Genomic DNA, 19,370 nt, shown 5'->3' on the forward strand with positions numbered 1-19,370 from the left:
CATGGTACATAAAAAGGAATTGAGCCCTGCATGGCAAATATTTAATGCTAGGAAGCGTTCTCACGAGTAATGAGCCTACGGATTTCCAATTGTACGTACATTAGCAATATACCGATGAGGAGGAAGTGGAATGAATCGTTTGCAGCAAGGGGATGTCGTATTATTTCAAGGAGACAGCATTACGGATTGCGGTCGTGACCGGAACTTTTCCGGCAGCTTGGGGAACGGATACCCGCTATTGATCGACTCGTTGTTCGGCATGAAATTTCCTGAGTTAAACGTAACCTTTTTGAATAGAGGGATCAGCGGAAACCGGGTCGTCGACTTGAATGCTAGATGGCAGGAGGATTGCCTGGATCTGAAACCGGACTGGGTATCCATCTATATCGGAATCAATGACACTTGGCGCCGGTATGATAGCGGGGACCCGACAAGCACCGAGGATTACAAAGCCGGCTACCGTAAATTGATCGAACGCACCAAAGGGGCGCTTGACGCCAAGCTGATTCTGGTTGAGCCGTTCGTGCTGCCGCATCCGGAGGATCGCAGAGTTTGGCGCGAGGATCTGGATCCGAAAATTACGGCCGTTCGCGAATTAGCAGTGGAATACGGGGCGCTGCTGGTGCCGCTGGACGGATTGTTTGCTGCGGCGTCGGCGCGCCGCGAAGCTGCCTTCTGGGCGCCGGACGGCGTGCATCCGTCACCGGCCGGACACGGCCTGATCGCGAAGGCTTGGCTTGAAACGATGGGCGTTCGTTTGGATTAATTCATAATATCAGCGAAAAGCGGAATGCAATGCTGCAGGATAAGCTTGGGTGAGCTGATCGATTAGGTGGGAAAAGAGCTCGGGGGGTGAATCACTGCCTTCCCGAGCTCTTTTTTTTCTGATAGGATTTGCACGGGATATGAAATATGAGCGAGCCGCTGCCGATACATATCAAAACAACTTTCATTTTTTTTGCCATTGTGGTGTAATGCATTAAAGCGAGAAAATAAGGGTTGACGCCTCTAATTAAATCCTATAGGATTACTTGTATTAATTAGTATAGTCCTTTTAACGGAAAACAGGGGGAGAGAACATGAAAGGCAGTAAACATGTAAGGAAATTAACGGCGCTGGTGCTCGCGTTTATGATTGTCTTAACCGGTTGTGCCGAATCGGGCAGCGGCGGCGGTAGCGGAGCAGGCAATCTGGCGGACAAGGTCGAGAACCTGCCGGCAGGCATTGCCGAGAAGGATCCGGTGAAATTGATGGTCGTCCGGAAAATCGGGGGCGATGATCATACGGCGCAATTCTTGGCAGGCGCGAAGCAGGAAGGCGAGGCTCTCGGGTTTAAGGTAGATACCTTCTCGGCGAACGGGGATTCCGCCAAATTCCACGATGCGATCGCCCAAGCCATTGACAGCGATTACGATGGATTTATCATTTCGCACGGAGACGATCCTGCATCCGTTCAAGACGTGAAGAAGATTACGGATAAAGGAATTCCTGTCGTCACCTTTGACTCCTTGCCGGAGATTGGCGACATTGCAGGGGTAACCCAGACGTCGCAGGATGATGAGCAGTTGGCGAAGCTGGCACTGGACAAGCTGGTGGAAGAGCAAGGGCCGGAAGCCAACATCGTCTATCTCTGGGTAGATGGATTCCCGCCGATGGTACGACGCAATGCGGTATACCAGGAAACGCTGAAGAACAATCCGGGCATCAAGGAAGTGGAGCGTTTCGGCGTGGCGAGCGACCAGACTTCACTGGAAACGCAAAATGCGGTATCCGCCATCCTGACGAAGTATCCGAAGGGCGAAATCGATGCGATCTTCGCAACCTGGGATGCGTTCGCGATCGGCGCAGCCAGAGCGCTGGAGGAAGCGGGACGCACCGAGGTTAAGATTTACGGCATCGACGTATCCAACGCGGACCTGGAGCTGATCCAGAAGCCGGACAGTCCTTGGGTAGCTACCGCAGCCGTAGATCCGAAAACGATCGGCGCGATCAACGTACGTTTGCTTGCTAAAAAGATTGCCGGCGAGGAAACGCCTGCCACGGTCAATCTGGAGCCTGTATTGATCGAACGCTCCGGCCTTGAGGGTGCAACCGAAGCGGTTAACATGGTCAACCTGGCGGATATTATCCCTAGCTGGGGGACGAGCACCGAATTCGAAGAGGACTGGATGAAGGCGTTGAAAGAAGCAAGCGGCAAATAAACGGCATGATTCATACAGGCGCTCTTGTCGGTTTTCGATAAGGGCGCCCTATCCTATTTGAAGGGAAGAATACACTTGCGAAGCGTTTTGGAGCCAACAACTGCCACATCGACCAACGTGTCGGATGCGGCACCCTTACTTCAAATGAAGCATATCTCAATCTCTTTTCCAGGCGTTAAGGCGTTAATCGATGTTGACTTTCAGACGGTCGCAGGAACAGCACATGCATTGATCGGCGCGAATGGCGCAGGGAAATCTACATTAATGAAAATTCTATCGGGTGCTTACAACCATTATGAGGGCGAGATCTGGATCGATGGGAGCAAGGCAGACATCCGTTCCCCGAAGGAAGCGAAGGATCTGGGCATTCAGATCGTCTATCAAGAGGTGGATACTGCTCTCATTCCAAACCTGACGGTCGGAGAGAACATTATGCTCGACCGGACGGTTCACGATATGGGTAAGCGGCACCTGATCCGCTGGAAGGAGCTCCATCAGGAAGCTGAGTCGATTCTTGCACGGATGAACATCCGGGTTCCCGGCAAGAAGCTGATCTCGGAGCTGACGCTGGCGGAGAAGCAGATGGTGCTGATCGCAAGAGCCGTCTCCAAGCAGTGCCGGATTCTGGTTCTGGACGAGCCGACCGCGCCGCTCAGCCACAGCGAGACAGATCAGCTGTTCAAGCTGGTGCGCAAGCTGAAGCAGGATGGGGTCGGCATTATTTTCATCTCGCACCGGCTGCCGGAGCTGTATGAAATCTGCGATGATATTACGATCATGCGGGATGGTCAGCTGGTGAAGAGTGACCGCATTGCGAATATCGATCAGCCCAAAGTGGTGGAGTACATGCTGGGCTCCCGGATGGAGCAGCAGTTTCCCCGTATCCAGCGAGAGATCGGCTCCGTCTGCTTCGAGGTGAAGAACATGTTCGACCCAGGCAAAATCAACAGTGTTAACCTGCACATACGCAAGGGAGAAATTGTCGGCTTGGCCGGGCTGGTCGGAGCCGGGAAAACGGAGCTGTGCCGGGCGATATTCGGAGCATCCGATACATCAACCGGTGAGATCACGCTGAACGGGAATAAACTCCGCATCCGTTCGCCGCACGATGCTGTCTCGCATGGCATCGCATTGGTCCCCGAGGAACGCCGACGCGAAGCCGTCTTCGTGGAAGAGTCGGTGTCCATTAATTTAACGGCTGCGGTGCTGTCCCGTTTTTCCAGATGGGGATCCTGGCTTAGCTTCGGCAAGGAGAAGCAGGCGGCGAGGGAGATGATCGAGTCCCTCGGAATTAAGACCCCGAACGAGCGGGCCCGAGTGAGAAACCTGTCCGGGGGCAACCAGCAGAAGGTGGCAATCGGCAAATGGCTGCTGGTCGACGCGGATGTGTATATTTTTGATGAGCCGACCAAAGGGGTTGACGTTGGCGCAAAGCGGGACATTTTTCATCTGGTGGCCGAGCTGGCCAAGCGGGGGAAGTGCGTGCTGTACGCCTCCAGCGAGCTGTCCGAAATTGTTGGCATCACGGATCGGGTGTATGTGATGTATGACGGCGGCATCACGAAGGAGCTGACGACGCAGTCATCCAACGAAGAGGAACTATTGCTTTATTGCACAGGAGGCGGGTTAACATGAATACAGCAAGACCAATTAAGGAGAAGCCGACGGCTAGTTTCGCTTTTGATTTTCTATATAAATACGGCACATTGATCACGGTATTTGCACTTATTCTCGTATTCGGGACCGTCGCCGACAACTTTTTGAATACAAGCAACATTATTAACATACTCCGTTCGATCTCGATCGTGACGATTATTGCCGTGGGACTGACCGTATCGCTGGCTGTGGGCGGCTTTGACCTGTCTGTCGGCTCAACGGCTTCCCTGGCAAACGCGCTGGTTATTTCCATGTTCGTCTGGCACGGGCAAAATATCGGCATCGGCATCGGCCTCACGCTGCTGTTCTGTCTAGCCGTCGGGCTGATCAACGCGTTTCTGGTCATCAATTTCAAGATCGACGACATGCTGATGACCCTGGCGACGATGTTTATCTTCCAGGGCATTGCCTTGACATATACCCGCGGTGCTACCATTTCCCAGAATATGATCCTGCCGAGCGGAGATTTTGCCACGGGTAAAATTCCGGCGGTGTTTGAGAAGATCGGGCAGGTGCCATGGATCATTATCATCATGGTGCTCGTGGTCCTGGTAGTCCATCTGTTCCTGACCTATACCAAACACGGACGGTACATGTATATGATCGGAGGCAACCGTGAAGCGGCAGCATTATCCGGGATTCCGGTGAGCAAGTACCGTTTGATTGCATACCTGGTCTCCGCATTGTTTGCCGCCATCGGCGGGATTATCCTCGGGGCTCGCGTCATGACGGCCGAGGTGGGTTCCGGCGGACCTTATCTGATGGATGCCGTCGCTGCGACTTTCATCGGATACTCCGTATTCGGAGCCGGCAAGCCGAACGCGCTCGGGACCTTTGTCGGCGCAGTACTGATCGGTATACTGCAAAATGGTCTGATCATGCTGTCCGTGCCGTATTATGCGATGGATATCGTGAAGGGCGCCGTGCTGGCGTTGGCGCTTGCCTTAACTTACTATAAGAAGAGACATTGATGGCTAAGCGGCACGTATTTTGACCAACTTGTTCCATTCATCCTTATCAAGACCATCCCTCCAGTGATTCTGCTCTGGAACGGGTGGTCTTTTTTCATGGCCGGCTGCATTCTTGGCAGGTTATCCATGATTTGGTTAGGTAGTTGACGGACTCAACTTGTATTGACTATCCTTGTAGAAGACTGATTTAATTGTACATACATTTGTCTCTTACAGAGAGAAAGGGGACTCATCATGAAAAAAACAACCTTCATACAACCGGATCCCAAGGCTTGGCTGGACACGTTTCACTTTGAAATTCCGATAAAGATAAGGTACTGCGAAACGGATATGCTTGGTCATGTCAATAACGTCAGCTATTTCATGTATTTTGAGCAGGGACGCATTGAGTATTTCGAGAACCTGGGATTGACCGAGGACCTGTTCAGCAAACAAAAGGTGTCGGTGGTTGCGGATCTGGAATGCCAGTATCTTGCTCAATTGTATCTGAAGGACCCGCTTAAGCTTCATGTCCGGGTGGCTGAGATCGGACGCTCCTCCATGGACGTCCAGTATGCGATCGTGGTGGACGGCACCTTAAAAGCGGCCGGTCGCGGAACCATTGTGCTCATCGATACCGCGACAGGCAAGAGCACGCCGATTCCGGATTCGGCACGCGAGCGAATTTCGACTTTTGAAGGATGGATGTAACGCAAAGTGAAAGATCACTTACTATCAGATGAGAAGGGAAGGGATTAGGGATGAACATCCGTTTTGCCGTGATCGGCACAAACTGGATTACCGAGCGGTTTCTCCAAGCTGCTCTGGAGACGGAAGAATTTATACTTGCTGCCGTATACTCCCGTACGGAAGAGAAGGGCAGGGCTTTCGCGGCCAAGTACGCGGATCCCAAAGTGTATACGGATCTTGTGACGATGCTGCAGGATGACGAGGTTGACGCAGTGTACATTGCGAGTCCGAATTCCTATCACGTAGATCAGGCGATATTATGCATGAACCACGGGAAGCATGTTCTGTGCGAGAAGCCAATGGCTTCTAACGCAGCCGAAGTGTCCGCCATGATTGAAGCAGCGAAGAATAACAACGTTCTGCTCATGGAAGCCCTGAAGTCGACGTTGATGCCGAATTTCAAGACCGTCAGGGACAACCTGTACAAGCTGGGTCCGATTCGGCGTTATTTTGCAAGCTACTGCCAATACTCTTCCCGTTACGATGCTTTCAAGCAGGGGACGGTGCTCAATGCGTTTAACCCCGAATACTCCAACGGCTCTCTTATGGATCTGGGGATATATTGCCTGTATCCGATGGTCACCCTGTTCGGTAAACCGGACTCCGTCAAAGCTTCCGGCTATATGCTATCCTCCGGGGTTGATGGCGAGGGCAGCCTGCTGTTGTCCTATCCCGAGATGGATGCCGTGATCATGCACTCCAAGATCAGCGATTCCTATGCCCCTGCCGAAATCCAGGGCGAGAACGGCACGATGATTATCGACAAGATCAATCAGCCTTATGATGTGAAGATTCATTACAGAGACGGCACCATTGAGAACGTGACACAGCTGCAGACCCATGAATCGATGTATTATGAAGCCCGGGAATTTATCCATTTAATCCAATGCGGCGAACGGGAAAGTGCAATCAATACCCATGCCAACTCACTCATTACGGCTGAAATCATGCAGGAGGCCAGACGCCAGGTAGGACTGCGGTTTCCGGCCGATTCCCGCACCAATATATGATATTTGTCATACTCCCGAAATGACGTTTATGACTACGACGCGCATGACATTCTATCTATAATTAGATTAGACAAGTGCGTGATGCATGTATAACGTCCTTGCGCCATTTCGAGGAGGAAGACAACTATGGCTAAACCCGATAACAAACTATCCAGCTTGAAAAAGAACGTTGCCCCTTATGAAGAAATTGACACAAAGGCGAGTATAGGTCAGCTTTTCAATACACTGGTTCCCTTGATATTGCTATGGTATGCAGCCTATTTAAGTTTATCCGTATCGTACTGGCTTACCATTCCCATAGCGGTTATTGCATCGGGGTTTGTTGTTCGGACATTTATCATATTCCATGACTGTTGTCACGGATCTTTCTTTAAAAGCCGCCGGGCGAACAAAATTCTCGGCACGATTACAGGCGTTATTACATTGTGCCCTTACGAGCAATGGAAGAACACGCACGCGATTCATCACGCGACGAGCAGCAATCTCGATAAGCGGGGAATCGGCGATATGTGGGTATTGACCGTTGAAGAGTATGGAGCGGCTTCTTTCTGGCAGCGTTTATACTACCGGGTATACCGTAATCCGATCGTGATGTTCGGACTGGGTCCCATCGCCATATTTCTGGTATCCTACCGTTTTAACCGTAAAGGTGCGAGACGCAAGGAGAAATTCAGTAACTATATAACGAATATTTCGATTGTTGCGCTGTATGCATTGCTGTGCTGGGCGATCGGATGGCAGGCCTTCCTGCTCGTTCAAGCTCCTATCTTCATGGTGTCGGGAATGCTTGGCATTTGGTTGTTCTATGTACAGCATCAATTCGAAGAAACGTACTACGAGCATGATGAAGAGTGGAGTTATATCAATGCAGCCGTAGAAGGCAGCTCTTATTACAAACTTCCGAAGGTTCTGCAATGGATCACGGGTAACATCGGCTTCCATCACGTTCACCATCTGAGCCCGAAGGTTCCTAATTACAACCTGGAGAAGGCGCATGAAGCTGCTCCTCCGCTGCAAAAGGCAACAACGATTACACTCAAGACCAGTTTGAAATCTATTCGTTTCCGTCTGTGGGATGAAGAGAAAAAGGAGTTTGTCACATTTAAGCAAGCAAAGAAGTCGCTCCGTAAACCGCAGGAATCGGTATTGGCAAAAGCAGAGAAGAGCCTGGCGAGCAGCAGGCCCAGAGTGCAGGGCGAGTAATTCCTTGCGGTTATGAGGTTATAATAGGAATAAATAAGTATGCAGAAATGAGGAAAAAGCTAGAACCGACAGAAGGTGGGACTCCATGCAGAAATGGTATCAGATATTTCATAAAAGTACGGGGCTGAGCCCTTATGTATGGGTCGTCTTCTATATCCTTCCATTCTATTTCATCTTCCGGTCGACCTCTACCTATCAGGTTATATTCGGTACTCTGATGATCCTGATGTTCTTTGCTTTCTACGTGCTTTCATTTCTGGCCAAAGGCTGGCTCGTCTACTTCTGGACGAGTCTGCAAATTCTGATATCGATTACGATGTCATTGGTATTCGGGTATATCTATTTCTCGTTGTTCCTCGCCTTTTTTATCGGGAACATCAAGAACAAGGCCGGGTTTATCACGCTGTATTCGATCCATCTGGTCACGACCATCATTACGGTCAATTATGGATTGTTAACGCGGAATCCGTTCTTTATCACACAGCTGCCATTTGTGCTTGTCAGTGTAGTCGGGGTGATTCTGTTGCCCGTGACGAACTATAACCGGAATAAGAATGATCAGCTGCAGGGTCAGCTGGAGGATGCCAACAAACGGATTTCGGAACTGGTGAAGCTGGAGGAACGTCAGCGGATTGCCCGCGATTTGCATGATACGCTCGGACAGAAGCTGTCTCTCATTGGCCTCAAAAGTGATTTGGCCGGTAAATTGATGACGCAGGATACGGAAAGAGCCCAGGCCGAGATCAACGATGTACGCCAAACGGCCAGAACGGCACTCAAGGAAGTGCGCGAAATGGTGACACGGATGCGGGGGACCCGGCTTACGGATGAAATTTTCCGCATTCAGCAAATTCTAAAGGCTGCCCAGATTGAATTAACCTTTGAGGGAACGCTGGAGCCGGAAAATCTGTCGTTAATGAATGAAAATGTGATCAGCATGTGCCTGAAAGAGGCCGTGAATAACATAGTGAAACATAGCAATGCCACGGCTTGCTCCATTGTGATCGAATCCACGGAAACGGATCTGGTTGCGAGGGTGAAGGACAATGGAACAGGGTTCGTGACCGATGCGAGAAACCGCGGCAACGGACTGCGGGGAATGAGAGAGCGGCTTGAATTCGTAAACGGAAGCATGGAGTTCACTTCCGGCGAGGGGACTACGCTGGTGCTACGTGTACCTAATGTGCTCAGAATGCCGGATAAGGAGGCGGGAATATGATCCGAATTGTCATAGCCGAAGATCAGCGATTGCTGCTTGGAGCCCTGGCCTCACTGCTTGATCTGGAAGAAGATATGCAGGTTGTCGGGACGGCAGGTAATGGGAAGGATGCCGTACAGCTTGTCAAACTTCATAAACCGGATATCTGTATCATGGATATTGAGATGCCGATGATGAACGGACTTGAAGCGGCTGAAGAACTAAAGGGCTCTGGCTGCAAGGTGATGATCTTGACAACCTTTGCCCGGCCGGGGTATTTTGAGCGTGCCGTGAAGGCCGGCGCCAACGCCTACCTCCTGAAGGACAGCCCTAGCGAGGAACTGGCGGCATCCATTCGGAGCATAATGGCCGGCAGACGAATATACGCCTCCGAGCTGGTGGATGAAGCGTATTCCGGCGAAGAGAATCCGCTGACGGAGCGGGAAAAGGAAGTGCTGGGCCTGATTGCGGACGGCAAGAACACGAAGGAAATTGCCAATCAGCTGTTTATTACAACGGGCACCGTCCGGAATTATATTTCCGTTATTCTTGATAAGCTCGGTGTCAGCAACCGGATCGAAGCGATTACGCGTTTTAAAGAAAAAGGTTGGTTTAAATAATCATCCGAAAATAGCCGGAAGCCCCGTGGTTGCAGCCACCGGGCTTCTTTTTTTGTGCGGATAAAAGATAATGGGGGATGGTCGCAAGGGCGTTTTTTTCGCGATATATGTATTTTTTTACCTGGTATAGTATTCAATATTATGCATAAATATTCATTTTCTTTTATAGGGTAAAGTGTTTGGATATAATTTATATTTTTTGGAAACCATAAAATCACTAATAAAATTAACCCTGATCATTATGGGGTAAATATAGCATCTATTGGGTTATCAAGCAAGAATACTGTTGTCACTTTGTAAATGTATGCATTTTTATGTATAATAGAAATGATTGCCAGAAGTCAAATTTGAGGAGGAGGAGGTCTTCTATGGACCATATGATGTTTGAGGTTGGAACTGCTCTGATTCTGGTTGCTATAGCCTCCGTAATTGCTGGAAAGCTCAAGTTCTCGATCATACCGTTCTTGATTGTACTCGGGATGCTTGTCGGTCCGCATGCACCAACGATAGGGATTCTTGACTTTAAGTTCATCGAGAGCCAGGGGATCATCGATTTTCTGGGACAGATCGGTATTCTATTCCTGCTCTTTTACCTTGGTCTTGAATTTTCCGTTCAAAAATTGATCAAATCCGGAAAAAACATTGTGGTAGGCGGAACCGTATATGTAGTATTGAACTTCGTGCTGGGTGTGGCTTACGGTTTCGTGATCAATATGCCTCTGTACGAGACGCTGATCATTGCAGGGATGCTGTCGGTTTCCTCCAGCGCCATTGTTGCTAAGGTGCTCGTGGATCTGCGGCGCACAGGGAATGCGGAGACGGAACTCATACTTGGCATGATTTTGTTCGATGATATTTTTCTTGCCGTGTTCTTATCGATTATGTCGGGACTGTTATTAGGCGGGGCTACATCGATAGGGGCAACCATCATCTCGGTTTGCATTTCCATAGGTTACATGCTGTTGTTCTTTGTTATTGCGAGAAAAGGACCGCCTATACTTAACAAATTGCTGAATATTACGTCCAGCGAGATTTTCATTATCGTAGTATTCTCGTCGATGTTCTTTATTGCCGGGTTTTCCGAGACACTGCACGTAGCCGAAGCGATCGGCGCGCTGTTGTTCGGACTGGCTTTATCGGAGACGGATCATAGCGAACGGATCGAGCAGCTGGTCATTCCTTTCCGTGATTTTTTTGGAGCCATCTTCTTCTTCAGCTTTGGTCTCGGCATCGACCCGACCACGCTTGGGAATGCGTTATGGCTTGCTCTTGGCGCGGTGGTACTGACCATTATCGGCAACCTGGTCGCAGGCATGATAGCGGGTCGCAAGGCCGGATTATCGCATAAATCGTCGCTTAACATCGGATTGACCATTATGGCTCGCGGGGAGTTCACGATCATCGTTGCGAATCTGGGACTAGCCGGCGGACTGTCCGCGATGCTGAAACCATTCTCGGCCCTCTATGTTCTGATTCTTGCGATTCTCGGTCCTCTTCTAGCGAAGGAGTCAAAACGTATCTACCGCGGAGCGAATAAAATATTCAAATGGAGCGAGCCTGTGGAGAAAGTAAAAAAAAGGAAGGCGTAAGGCTGCTGGGCTGATTTACTTTCTTCCAAGTAATCTATATAATCTAGAGATTGAATTAACCCCAGAACGGAGGATTTTCACATGAGTATTATTCGCGAATCTGATCTGCCGGGTATCGGTAAGAAGTTCCTTATTCAGGCGAGATCAGGGGATAAGCTGGTTATTGTTATTCATGACGATGGCCGTAGAGAGCTGTACCATTTTGAAGATGACGATCCTGAGGAGACCATCTCCCAGATTACATTAGAGGATGATGAGGCTAGACAAATCGCCGGCATCATCGGCGGCATGACGTATAAACCGAAAGCGCTCGAGACCATCGAGGTGACACTCGAGGATCTGATCATCGAATGGGCACGCATCGAGCCGCATTACAAATGCGTCGGACAATCCATTGCGGGGCTTCAGGTTCGTCAACGTACAGGTGCTAATGTATTAGCGATTGTGAACAAGAAAGAGCAGAAAATCAATCCGGGTCCGGACGACATCCTGACAGCCGGATCGACGCTGGTGCTAGCGGGCGAGCGTAAGCAGATCAAGCAGCTGAAAGAGTTGCTGGTTAACGGCTAATAGCACTCCATGGCCGATGGGTTGATAAACCATACCGAAAGCAAGCTTCTCCTTTTGCGAGGGGCTTGCTTTTTTATGTGGAGGGCAACCTATTCATCAAAGGGATGATATCCGAAGCTGTTTTGCATAAGAAAAAGCGCCAAGGGCTGCGGCCCTTGTGCGCTTTTTATGTTTACCAGCGGGATGCTGCGGGTTATGGATTGCCAGAGGGGCCGGTTATTTCCGGGCCACGATCATAAACCGGGCGGAATTCGTCCGGATTCCCCGATCTGTGCGATGGTCACTGATAAACTGCTGCAGGATGCGAAAATCCGATTCCTCCTGCCCAAACCCGGGGATAATGGGCGTGTGCTTCAGCAGAAAGATAAGATCCTCTTCACGCTCATAGTATTCATCCGCATCGTATTCGGCATATTGGATATTGCGGAACCCGGCAAGCCGAAGTTCCTCCATATATTGATCCTTTAAAGCGCCGTCTTCACGGGAAGATTGCCCTCTGCCAAAGGCTTGAGCCAGATTGGCTTTATCAGATTCGCGAACCTGCTGCGTCAAAAACACGCCATCCTCTTCTAGTACTCTTCCCACCTCTGATGCACGAAAAGGGGAGTGTCTGCAAGAGATCAAATTGAAAAACGCCTCCGAAAATTGAAGCGACTCTGCATCCATCTGCATAAAGCGTACATTGGAAGCCGAAGCCTTCCGTTTATTACTCTGGGCAGTCTCTATCATCGAATGGGAAAGATCGATTCCAACCAGCAGGGCTGCTTGGTCGGCAATGGACAACAAGCTCTCTCCACCACCAGTGCCGATATCAAGCACCACATCGGATGATTTGCATAATTTGCCGACCTCATCGTAAAAATCCCACTCCATACCCTCCGAGATACATCTTAGCTGGCTGAAGTCCCAGCCGTTTAGGGCTCCTACTATATCATAAAACTGCTTGTATTCCTGTGAATTCATTTATATTGTTCACCTTCCATATGAGATAAAATGGGATGCTGAAAACAGATCGTCTCTTATTCGTTCGCAGCCAGCTACTGTGATTCTGGCTAGGCCCGGTCCAGTATGATAGACCGGGCCTAGCTACTTCGAACGGCAAGGATCCTAATCAGCATCCAATTCACCTCAATTCTGAAAGATTATTTTTAAGAGATAAAAAAGTATAAGCTTCAGAGGCTTACCATCCTTATCTCGCAAGAAAAACTTCCGCTATACGCGGTCTGTCTTCTGAGAAAGTACGTCGATAGATGTTTTTCTTATTGTAAGTCCAAGGATTCTTCATGATCAAGGAGAATTTTATTAGGAGGAAGGACCATAATCTTAAGCAAATGATAAGAATTTGGAAGTATGGCGTTAAGAACTGTCTACTATACTTGATGAATCTGTTCAAGGAACGAGAATAATCGGATTTTAAAGATGAGAGGGTACTGTCATGAACAAATTAAAATCTTTGTCAAGGGAACGTCTTCCCGAGCTGCAATTGGTACGCGCATTTGCCATCATCGGCGTGCTGTCCGTTCACTCCACATCGTATGCCGTATCTGCGATGACGGCTTCCAACTACTTTTTTATGTACAATTTCATGAACATCTTCATGAAATTCGGAACGCCGACATTTATATTTTTGAGCAGTCTGGTACTCTTCTATAATTACTATGACCGTCCCACAACGAAGAAGCTGATCGGCGGATTTTACAAGAAAAGACTGCTGTATATTATCATTCCGTATACGCTGTTCTCCGTGTTCTACTTCGCGCTGCTGCACTATTTGCATTATCAGGGCAGGCCGTTCGGTGAGACGATGGAGAGCTTTGTGCAAAAGCTGTTGACGGGCAAAGCGTATACGCATCTCTATTTCGTATTTATCAGCATTCAGTTTTATGTGCTGTTTCCGCTTGTATTATGGCTGTTCAAGAAGATGCCCCAGCTGGCGAAATGGGCGATACCGATTGGACTGGTGATCCAGTGGACGTTTATACTAATGAATAAGTATTATTGGCAGGTACCGAATAAAGGAAGCTGGGCATTGTCCTATATTGCCTATTTCATGCTGGGTGCTTTTATCGGCGTCTATTACCCGAAACTGAAAGCCTGGCTTGTTATTAGCCGCGGGAACGCACGGCCTCATCGCATTACCGCCTGGGTAGTGCTGTGGATCGCATGGGCGGCGGCCGGTCTCGGGCATGTGTACATTTATTACAACAGCCGGCTGCATGGAACCGGGTATAATTCAACGCTGTATGAGTTGCTGTGGAATATGCATACGTACCTGGGGGCGCTCGTTCTGCTCCAGCTTGCGATTCTTTTTTATCGGGCAGGGGTGCGGGGATGGACGCCGGCGCTGGAAAGACTGGGTGCCGTATCCTTCGGGATATATCTCATTCATCCGTTCTTTCTGCTCGTCTACCGGGAGTTTCCGTTAACTACGGGGAATTCAATGCTAACCCACCTGTGGTACGCAGGCGGTTTTGCGGCAGCATTAGTCTGTTCATGGATCGTTGTGGAATTGACGGTTCGATATATACCAGGCTCATGGGTGATATTCGGTAATATTCCGAAGGCGAAGAAGTCGGTTAAATCAGTCGATTCGCCGTCTGTGCCGCTTTCCGGTTCGTAGTCTGCTTCATGGCAAACCAGGACGTATCCGAAGACGAGGGCATGGCTCTGGCGAAGCGAAGAGACAACCATTACCACCACGCAGTCTGACATCCGTGAAGAATGACGCCGTACGGCGTTGTTCTGGCAGCCGTTGATCAAGGAGGAGCCATGTCTGGAGTTACGATATTAATGGTTGATGATGAAACCGAAATTTTGAAATTGATGGAGATTTACGTCAGAAATGAGGGCTACACGCTGCTCACCGCATCTCACGGCCTGGAAGCGCTGGAGATTCTAAGAACCCATAAAGTGGATTTGATCATCCTTGATGTCATGATGCCGCAGATGGATGGCATTGAGGCATGCATGAGAATTCGGGAGGAGAACAACACGCCGATCATCATGCTCTCGGCAAAGAGTCAGGAGATTGACAAGATCGCCGGACTCAGCATCGGCGCGGATGATTACGTGACCAAGCCGTTCAGCCCGCTGGAATTGATCGCAAGAATCAAATCGCAGCTCCGCCGATACAAACAGCTGAACAGTAATTCGGTGAGGGATGAGAACGAAATCCAGATCGATGAGCTGGTTATTAATGTCGCTTCCCACCGGGTGACGGTGGCAGGCGTTGAGATTAAGCTGACGCCCCGCGAATTTGCTCTGCTGCATATGCTGGCCATCAATCGCGGACTCGTCCTTAGCATGGACAAGATTTATACCGAGGTGTGGAACGAACCGTTCATGGAATCGAAAAATACAGTCATGGTACATATTCGCAAGCTGCGCGAGAAGATCGAGAAGGATCCGCAGCAGCCGGTATATATTAAGACGGTGTGGGGGATTGGCTATAAAATAGAGTAAACTTAAGCAGAGGTGACGAACTTGAAAATAATGAAGCTTCATAGCATCCGCCTGAAGATGCTGCTTATGCTGCTTGCCAGCATCGGCATCACGGCCGCCCTGCTTATCATACTCTACGCATTAAGCACGCTGATACTCTCTATTCCGGCCATCAAGCCGCCGCTCGTCTGGATCATTAACAACATTGGCTCGGATCCGGTTATGCTGGTTGCAGGCATTATTCTTTTTTTGGTCAGCTATTATGTGAGCACGAAGTGGTTTGTCCTTGATCTGCAGAAGATTCAGACCGGTCTTCAGGACATTACGGCGGGCCGATTCGATTCCAGAATCGAGCTCAAATCCCAAGACGAATTAGGCGTCGTCGCTTCCAGCATAAACCGCATGACCGATCAGTTGAACGTTTATCTGGAGGAAATCAGGAATGGGCTTCGCGAGATTGCCAAGGGGAATTTCGACATCGACATTCCGGTTCAGTCAGGCAGCCAGCTGGGTGAGGTGGCCGAGAGCATCAATCAGATGAGCAGGCAGCTTCACCAATCCATTCTGGAGGAGCGTAACGCGGAGAAAACAAAGAATGATCTGATTACGGGAGTTTCCCATGACTTGCGGACGCCGCTTACATCGATACTGGGATTTCTGGAGGTTATCGAGGAAGATCGGTACCAGGATGAAGTGGAGCTGCGATATTACGTAAATATCGCTTATGAGAAGGCGCAAAGTCTGAAGAAGCTGATTGATGATTTATTCGAATACACCCGGATTAATAACGGGCTTCCGCTGGATATCCGGGAGATCGATATGGCTCAGTTCATGAGACAACTGATCGAGGAATTCGTTCCTGCCCTGGAGAAAGCGGGGCTGGAATGTAAGCTTGCTGCAGAGGAAGGGCTCGTGGTTCGGGCAGACGGCGCCCAGCTCGTCCGGGCTTACGAGAATTTGATATCCAATGCGATCCGTTACGGGGAGTCGGGCAAAAGGATCGACATTGCCGTCCGCAGCGATGGCAATCAGGTGAGCATCAGCTTCACCAACTATGGCGATCCGATTCCCGAGCGGGATTTGCCGTTCATCTTTGACCGCTTCTACCGTGTAGAGGCTTCCCGTTCGAAGCAGACCGGTGGCACCGGCCTGGGGTTGGCCATTACGAAGAGCATAGTGGAAGTCCAGGGCGGCGAAATCCGGGTGCGGAGCGATCGGCATCGAACGACTTTTGAAACGAGGTTTCCTAAAGTCGTATAGCGACTGCTTCAACTTCCTGTATTGCCTATTTCCCCAGGAAAACAGGATGTGATCTTGAATGTGTGCCCCTTAATGAGGGCACTGCAAAACGAATGCAATTTCTATAAAACACAACCCAGTGCCTCGGGAGGTACTGGGTTTGTTGTTATATTGGAAAAAGGAAAAAGGGAGAGAAGTCGTTTGATTCACAAGGCAGACAATTAACCGTGTTCGTCGTAAACCTGAACTGGATGGTCGATAGAATAAAGCGTCCCATCTTTATATTCGCTCTGAACCGGGAAAGGGTTCAAAAGAAATTCAGTCTGTCTCAGACGTATCATTGTTCTCTCGAATCACTTCCATAAACTCCAGGACAATCGTTGATATGGCATCCTCTTGAGGCATATAGATATATTGACTGATTCTCATTATATCGTCTTTGTATAAATCAATGAGTTGCAGAATGGCTTGATCTTCATTCTGCTTTGCAGCTTTCAGCAAAATCATGAATTCGCGATCTGAGATAACTTTTGGATCATTTTTCTTTTCCATCGGTTCACCGCCTGTTGAGAGATATGGAGCTGCTTGGCTACTTCCGCTTCAGTGAGGTCTTCTAAGAAGAGTTTATATATAATGGTTCTTCCTTGAGGGGGCAATGAATCCAGTAATTGACCAATCCAAATGCGGTCATCGGATCTAGCATGAAATGACCCCGTTTGCACGGTACTAAAATCAGGGTATAGCGTTTCTCGTTTTCTAAGTTTTTTAGCCTGATATTGTATTCTCCAACCAATTCGATAAATTTCAGTTTTATAGCGCTCGTATGCTGTTATATGCTTTTTCATAACGCGTCCCTCCTATGCCTGTCTATCATCGTATTCATTATTTAGGGAAAAAGAGAAAGCTAACGAATTACAAAACAGGAACGTTTGTTCCCGTTTTATTGTACCATTTTTTACATCTATTGTGAAATGGTAATCTACTCTATAAGTTGAATTATTGAATTTACTGTAGAAATCCACTCATAAAAAGGACAATAGAAAAAGGACAGCTCCGATAAATAAAATGTACCCCGTAGAGTAGACCTTTTTTAGGTGTTTACTCTACGGGGTACATTTTAAAAGCCCGAGCTGTCCTTTTTCATTCTCATATTATTGGAGTGTGACCTTAGGGTTGAGCGTGATCTCAAAGGCGCGCCACCAGATGAAATCAGGATTGTCATAAACCAGCGAAGCACTGTCGTATTCTGACAATGTCCACAAAGCCCCCTTTATTTGTTTGACATTGCATGTCGGAGTGGGGGCACCGATCAGGAAAGCGTTCCTTCCGGCCAGCGTTGTTTGGTGGATCTGCATTTGATCTCGAAGAATCGTGAACACTTGCTGGTAAGCTGGTTCTGTGTTAAAGAGACGCATGTTTTGATCAGCGAACGAGGCTTGAAGATTATCGTAACGAATATTGCTTGGAGTTCTGGAATAGCTTCGGACATCGACTACAGCAAGCCTCTTATAATAATAATCCTTCAAAAATCGTTTGAAGAGTAGTGACCCATGAGCGTTCACGGCCATATTCAATACGGAGGCAGAGGTCTCTGACACCATAAAAGCGTAGCGCGCTTGTCCCATGCCAAGCGAGATGCCCATAAGGTTCCCGGCAGTGTTCCATGCACTATAACCCAATAGGCGTCCCGTGTACTGGCTGTCTAGCAGCGCTTCCGTTACCGTTGGATTGGCAGAGCCTTTTCCCGTGAAATCCATAACCACAGTTGCTACGAAGTTTGTTCCATTGGCATGGATACGGCTTACGGCACTGGACACCTGTGTTTCGTCTGTGATTGCCAGGATTTCAATGTTTGGTGTGCTAGTGACACATTGGCCACCAACAACATCAATATGACGAAGAATATTCTGATGAACAGTCATGTATTCATAGTTGTTGATGATTGTGGATCCATGAGGACCGAAATATTGCACCGAAATTTGCGTTTTTCTTCCTTCCCGATGCAATTGATTAGCCATCCGTGCTACCAGAGAATGACCCAAGCCATCTGCATCAGGCAATATAATGGCACGATTCGGATTTTGCCCCTCACAACCGCCTAGATAACGATCGATGTAGTTCTCCACAAATCGAATTTCATTGATTTGCACGCCTTCTTTATTCGCATCGTCCACCCCAACGGCCAGGAAATCAATATAACCCTGACATACAAGGCTGTCCAAGACATAATGATTGGTTTTAAACTTATGCTGCCTTGTATTGTAGTAATGGGTTTTATTGAAGTGGACGGTATCGCCCAACTCGGTGCCATCACTGGATATATTATAGCCGTTCAAAATATCGTTGAAGTCTGTATATTTTTTGCGAGCTATCCCCATGAGACTGCGAGACTCTGTGTACGCGTTGTAAGAGAGTCCTTCCACATATGTGGTCGTAGCGAGTCGCATAATGGTATCCAACACATAGATTGGCTTGTTGGGATAAAGCTGTTTAATCTCGCGGATTACGTCAAGCAAGTCTGCTGTCCCTGAATCATAATGGGGATACGTCCCTCCTCCGCTTGTTCGTAAACGTCTGCTACCGATTAAGCCTCCATAAACGAGCATATCGATCGAAATAATAAAACCCTGGACGGAAGAGGCGTGACTCAATATGAACTGACGAATATCTTCCGGTTTACCAAAGGTAGGTGCCGAGGTGCCTATAAGTTGGCTGCCTGAAGCTTCTGCGACCGAATCGAGCCGGTTACGAATATCTGCAGCAAGAGGAGTTATCAGGTTCAAGCCTGAGGCTTGTCCTAGTTTGATTACATCATCAAGGTTTACCGGGCGGTCATCCAAGGGTACATACAATACATTTCTCATTGGTCAACTCTCCTTATATATGGTTTAATGGGCCTTCATATATATAGGTGAATTTCCCATTCCTTTTACAACCACAAAT

18 protein-coding genes are annotated in these 19,370 nt (G+C 48.7%); 14 read left to right on the plus strand and 4 right to left on the minus strand.

What is annotated here, in order from left to right:
• Window positions 1-130 precede the first annotated feature (130 nt).
• From AC0VZ8_RS06535 to AC0VZ8_RS06585, 11 genes are all read left to right on the plus strand, one after another.
• A complete protein-coding gene (locus tag AC0VZ8_RS06535; protein WP_071221206.1) occupies window positions 131-766 on the plus strand; it encodes an SGNH/GDSL hydrolase family protein in 636 nt (211 codons plus the stop codon).
• 313 nt (window positions 767-1,079) lie between these two features.
• Window positions 1,080-2,201, plus strand: coding sequence for a sugar ABC transporter substrate-binding protein (locus AC0VZ8_RS06540; protein ID WP_475486423.1), 1,122 nt, complete (start codon window positions 1,080-1,082; stop codon window positions 2,199-2,201).
• Between the two features lie 144 nt (window positions 2,202-2,345).
• On the plus strand, window positions 2,346-3,836 hold the full coding sequence (locus AC0VZ8_RS06545; protein ID WP_475487650.1) for a sugar ABC transporter ATP-binding protein: 1,491 nt from the start codon (window positions 2,346-2,348) through the stop codon (window positions 3,834-3,836).
• Window positions 3,833-4,828, plus strand: a complete 996-nt coding sequence (locus AC0VZ8_RS06550) for an ABC transporter permease (RefSeq protein WP_475486424.1) — start codon at window positions 3,833-3,835, stop codon at window positions 4,826-4,828. Before AC0VZ8_RS06545 ends, AC0VZ8_RS06550 begins: the two co-directional genes overlap by 4 nt.
• A gap of 234 nt (window positions 4,829-5,062) precedes the next feature.
• Window positions 5,063-5,518, plus strand: a complete 456-nt coding sequence (locus AC0VZ8_RS06555; protein ID WP_194541285.1) for an acyl-CoA thioesterase — start codon at window positions 5,063-5,065, stop codon at window positions 5,516-5,518.
• 50 nt (window positions 5,519-5,568) lie between these two features.
• The gene (locus AC0VZ8_RS06560; RefSeq protein WP_475486425.1) at window positions 5,569-6,567 is read left to right on the plus strand and encodes a Gfo/Idh/MocA family protein; all 999 of its coding nucleotides are present in this window, start codon (window positions 5,569-5,571) and stop codon (window positions 6,565-6,567) included.
• 126 nt (window positions 6,568-6,693) lie between these two features.
• Window positions 6,694-7,770, plus strand: a complete 1,077-nt coding sequence (gene desA, locus AC0VZ8_RS06565; protein ID WP_475486426.1) for a Delta(5) desaturase DesA — start codon at window positions 6,694-6,696, stop codon at window positions 7,768-7,770.
• An 85-nt stretch (window positions 7,771-7,855) separates the two neighbouring features.
• Window positions 7,856-8,989: a sensor histidine kinase gene (locus tag AC0VZ8_RS06570; RefSeq protein WP_475486427.1), complete on the plus strand. Its 1,134-nt coding sequence runs from the start codon at window positions 7,856-7,858 to the stop codon at window positions 8,987-8,989.
• Window positions 8,986-9,588 (plus strand): response regulator transcription factor, encoded by a 603-nt coding sequence (locus tag AC0VZ8_RS06575; RefSeq protein WP_071221199.1) that lies wholly within the window; start codon window positions 8,986-8,988, stop codon window positions 9,586-9,588. The genes AC0VZ8_RS06570 and AC0VZ8_RS06575 overlap by 4 nt, the downstream gene beginning before the upstream one ends.
• A 368-nt stretch (window positions 9,589-9,956) precedes the next feature.
• Window positions 9,957-11,177, plus strand: coding sequence for a cation:proton antiporter (locus AC0VZ8_RS06580; protein ID WP_071221198.1), 1,221 nt, complete (start codon window positions 9,957-9,959; stop codon window positions 11,175-11,177).
• 81 nt (window positions 11,178-11,258) lie between these two features.
• Window positions 11,259-11,747, plus strand: coding sequence for a cation:proton antiporter regulatory subunit (locus AC0VZ8_RS06585; RefSeq protein WP_071221197.1), 489 nt, complete (start codon window positions 11,259-11,261; stop codon window positions 11,745-11,747).
• Window positions 11,748-11,963: 216 nt separating this feature from the next.
• On the opposite strand, the gene AC0VZ8_RS06590 is transcribed toward AC0VZ8_RS06585, so the two are convergent.
• Window positions 11,964-12,710, minus strand: a complete 747-nt coding sequence (locus AC0VZ8_RS06590) for a class I SAM-dependent methyltransferase (protein ID WP_475486428.1) — start codon at window positions 12,708-12,710, stop codon at window positions 11,964-11,966.
• Window positions 12,711-13,182: 472 nt separating this feature from the next.
• Here AC0VZ8_RS06590 and AC0VZ8_RS06595 point away from each other — a divergent pair, with 472 nt between their 5' ends.
• The 3 genes from AC0VZ8_RS06595 (at window position 13,183) to AC0VZ8_RS06605 (ending at window position 16,448) form a co-directional block, all read left to right on the plus strand.
• Window positions 13,183-14,367 (plus strand): acyltransferase, encoded by a 1,185-nt coding sequence (locus AC0VZ8_RS06595; protein WP_260067027.1) that lies wholly within the window; start codon window positions 13,183-13,185, stop codon window positions 14,365-14,367.
• 149 nt (window positions 14,368-14,516) lie between these two features.
• On the plus strand, window positions 14,517-15,209 hold the full coding sequence (locus tag AC0VZ8_RS06600) for a response regulator transcription factor (protein WP_475486429.1): 693 nt from the start codon (window positions 14,517-14,519) through the stop codon (window positions 15,207-15,209).
• A gap of 30 nt (window positions 15,210-15,239) precedes the next feature.
• On the plus strand, window positions 15,240-16,448 hold the full coding sequence (locus AC0VZ8_RS06605) for a sensor histidine kinase (protein WP_475487651.1): 1,209 nt from the start codon (window positions 15,240-15,242) through the stop codon (window positions 16,446-16,448).
• Between the two features lie 297 nt (window positions 16,449-16,745).
• Here the strand turns inward: AC0VZ8_RS06605 and AC0VZ8_RS06610 are convergent, their stop codons facing one another.
• The 3 genes from AC0VZ8_RS06610 to AC0VZ8_RS06620 all read right to left on the minus strand — a co-directional run bounded on the left by AC0VZ8_RS06610 (window position 16,746) and on the right by AC0VZ8_RS06620 (window position 19,291).
• On the minus strand, window positions 16,746-16,979 hold the full coding sequence (locus tag AC0VZ8_RS06610) for a hypothetical protein (protein ID WP_475486430.1): 234 nt from the start codon (window positions 16,977-16,979) through the stop codon (window positions 16,746-16,748).
• Complete coding sequence (locus AC0VZ8_RS06615) at window positions 16,931-17,272, minus strand: sigma-70 family RNA polymerase sigma factor (protein WP_194541295.1); 342 nt, start codon at window positions 17,270-17,272, stop codon at window positions 16,931-16,933. The genes AC0VZ8_RS06610 and AC0VZ8_RS06615 overlap by 49 nt, the downstream gene beginning before the upstream one ends.
• Before the next feature lie 306 nt (window positions 17,273-17,578).
• The gene (locus AC0VZ8_RS06620) at window positions 17,579-19,291 is read right to left on the minus strand and encodes a DUF4127 family protein (protein WP_475486431.1); all 1,713 of its coding nucleotides are present in this window, start codon (window positions 19,289-19,291) and stop codon (window positions 17,579-17,581) included.
• Window positions 19,292-19,370 lie beyond the last annotated feature (79 nt).

The organism is Paenibacillus sp. QJM3NY_38, from assembly GCF_056173265.1.

Bases quoted from the DNA above. Each gene is read 5' to 3' on its own strand.
- AC0VZ8_RS06590 (WP_475486428.1), bottom strand. From the start codon at position 12,710: ATGAATTCACAGGAATACAAGCAGTTTTATGATATAGTAGGAGCCCTA.
- desA (WP_475486426.1), top strand. From the start codon at position 6,694: ATGGCTAAACCCGATAACAAACTATCCAGCTTGAAAAAGAACGTTGCC.
- AC0VZ8_RS06570 (WP_475486427.1), top strand. From the start codon at position 7,856: ATGCAGAAATGGTATCAGATATTTCATAAAAGTACGGGGCTGAGCCCT.
- AC0VZ8_RS06550 (WP_475486424.1), top strand. From the start codon at position 3,833: ATGAATACAGCAAGACCAATTAAGGAGAAGCCGACGGCTAGTTTCGCT.
- AC0VZ8_RS06620 (WP_475486431.1), bottom strand. From the start codon at position 19,291: ATGAGAAATGTATTGTATGTACCCTTGGATGACCGCCCGGTAAACCTT.
- AC0VZ8_RS06600 (WP_475486429.1), top strand. From the start codon at position 14,517: ATGTCTGGAGTTACGATATTAATGGTTGATGATGAAACCGAAATTTTG.
- AC0VZ8_RS06575 (WP_071221199.1), top strand. From the start codon at position 8,986: ATGATCCGAATTGTCATAGCCGAAGATCAGCGATTGCTGCTTGGAGCC.
- AC0VZ8_RS06535 (WP_071221206.1), top strand. From the start codon at position 131: ATGAATCGTTTGCAGCAAGGGGATGTCGTATTATTTCAAGGAGACAGC.
- AC0VZ8_RS06545 (WP_475487650.1), top strand. From the start codon at position 2,346: ATGAAGCATATCTCAATCTCTTTTCCAGGCGTTAAGGCGTTAATCGAT.
- AC0VZ8_RS06585 (WP_071221197.1), top strand. From the start codon at position 11,259: ATGAGTATTATTCGCGAATCTGATCTGCCGGGTATCGGTAAGAAGTTC.
- AC0VZ8_RS06540 (WP_475486423.1), top strand. From the start codon at position 1,080: ATGAAAGGCAGTAAACATGTAAGGAAATTAACGGCGCTGGTGCTCGCG.
- AC0VZ8_RS06580 (WP_071221198.1), top strand. From the start codon at position 9,957: ATGGACCATATGATGTTTGAGGTTGGAACTGCTCTGATTCTGGTTGCT.
- AC0VZ8_RS06605 (WP_475487651.1), top strand. From the start codon at position 15,240: ATGAAGCTTCATAGCATCCGCCTGAAGATGCTGCTTATGCTGCTTGCC.
- AC0VZ8_RS06555 (WP_194541285.1), top strand. From the start codon at position 5,063: ATGAAAAAAACAACCTTCATACAACCGGATCCCAAGGCTTGGCTGGAC.
- AC0VZ8_RS06595 (WP_260067027.1), top strand. From the start codon at position 13,183: ATGAACAAATTAAAATCTTTGTCAAGGGAACGTCTTCCCGAGCTGCAA.
- AC0VZ8_RS06615 (WP_194541295.1), bottom strand. From the start codon at position 17,272: ATGAAAAAGCATATAACAGCATACGAGCGCTATAAAACTGAAATTTAT.
- AC0VZ8_RS06560 (WP_475486425.1), top strand. From the start codon at position 5,569: ATGAACATCCGTTTTGCCGTGATCGGCACAAACTGGATTACCGAGCGG.
- AC0VZ8_RS06610 (WP_475486430.1), bottom strand. From the start codon at position 16,979: ATGGAAAAGAAAAATGATCCAAAAGTTATCTCAGATCGCGAATTCATG.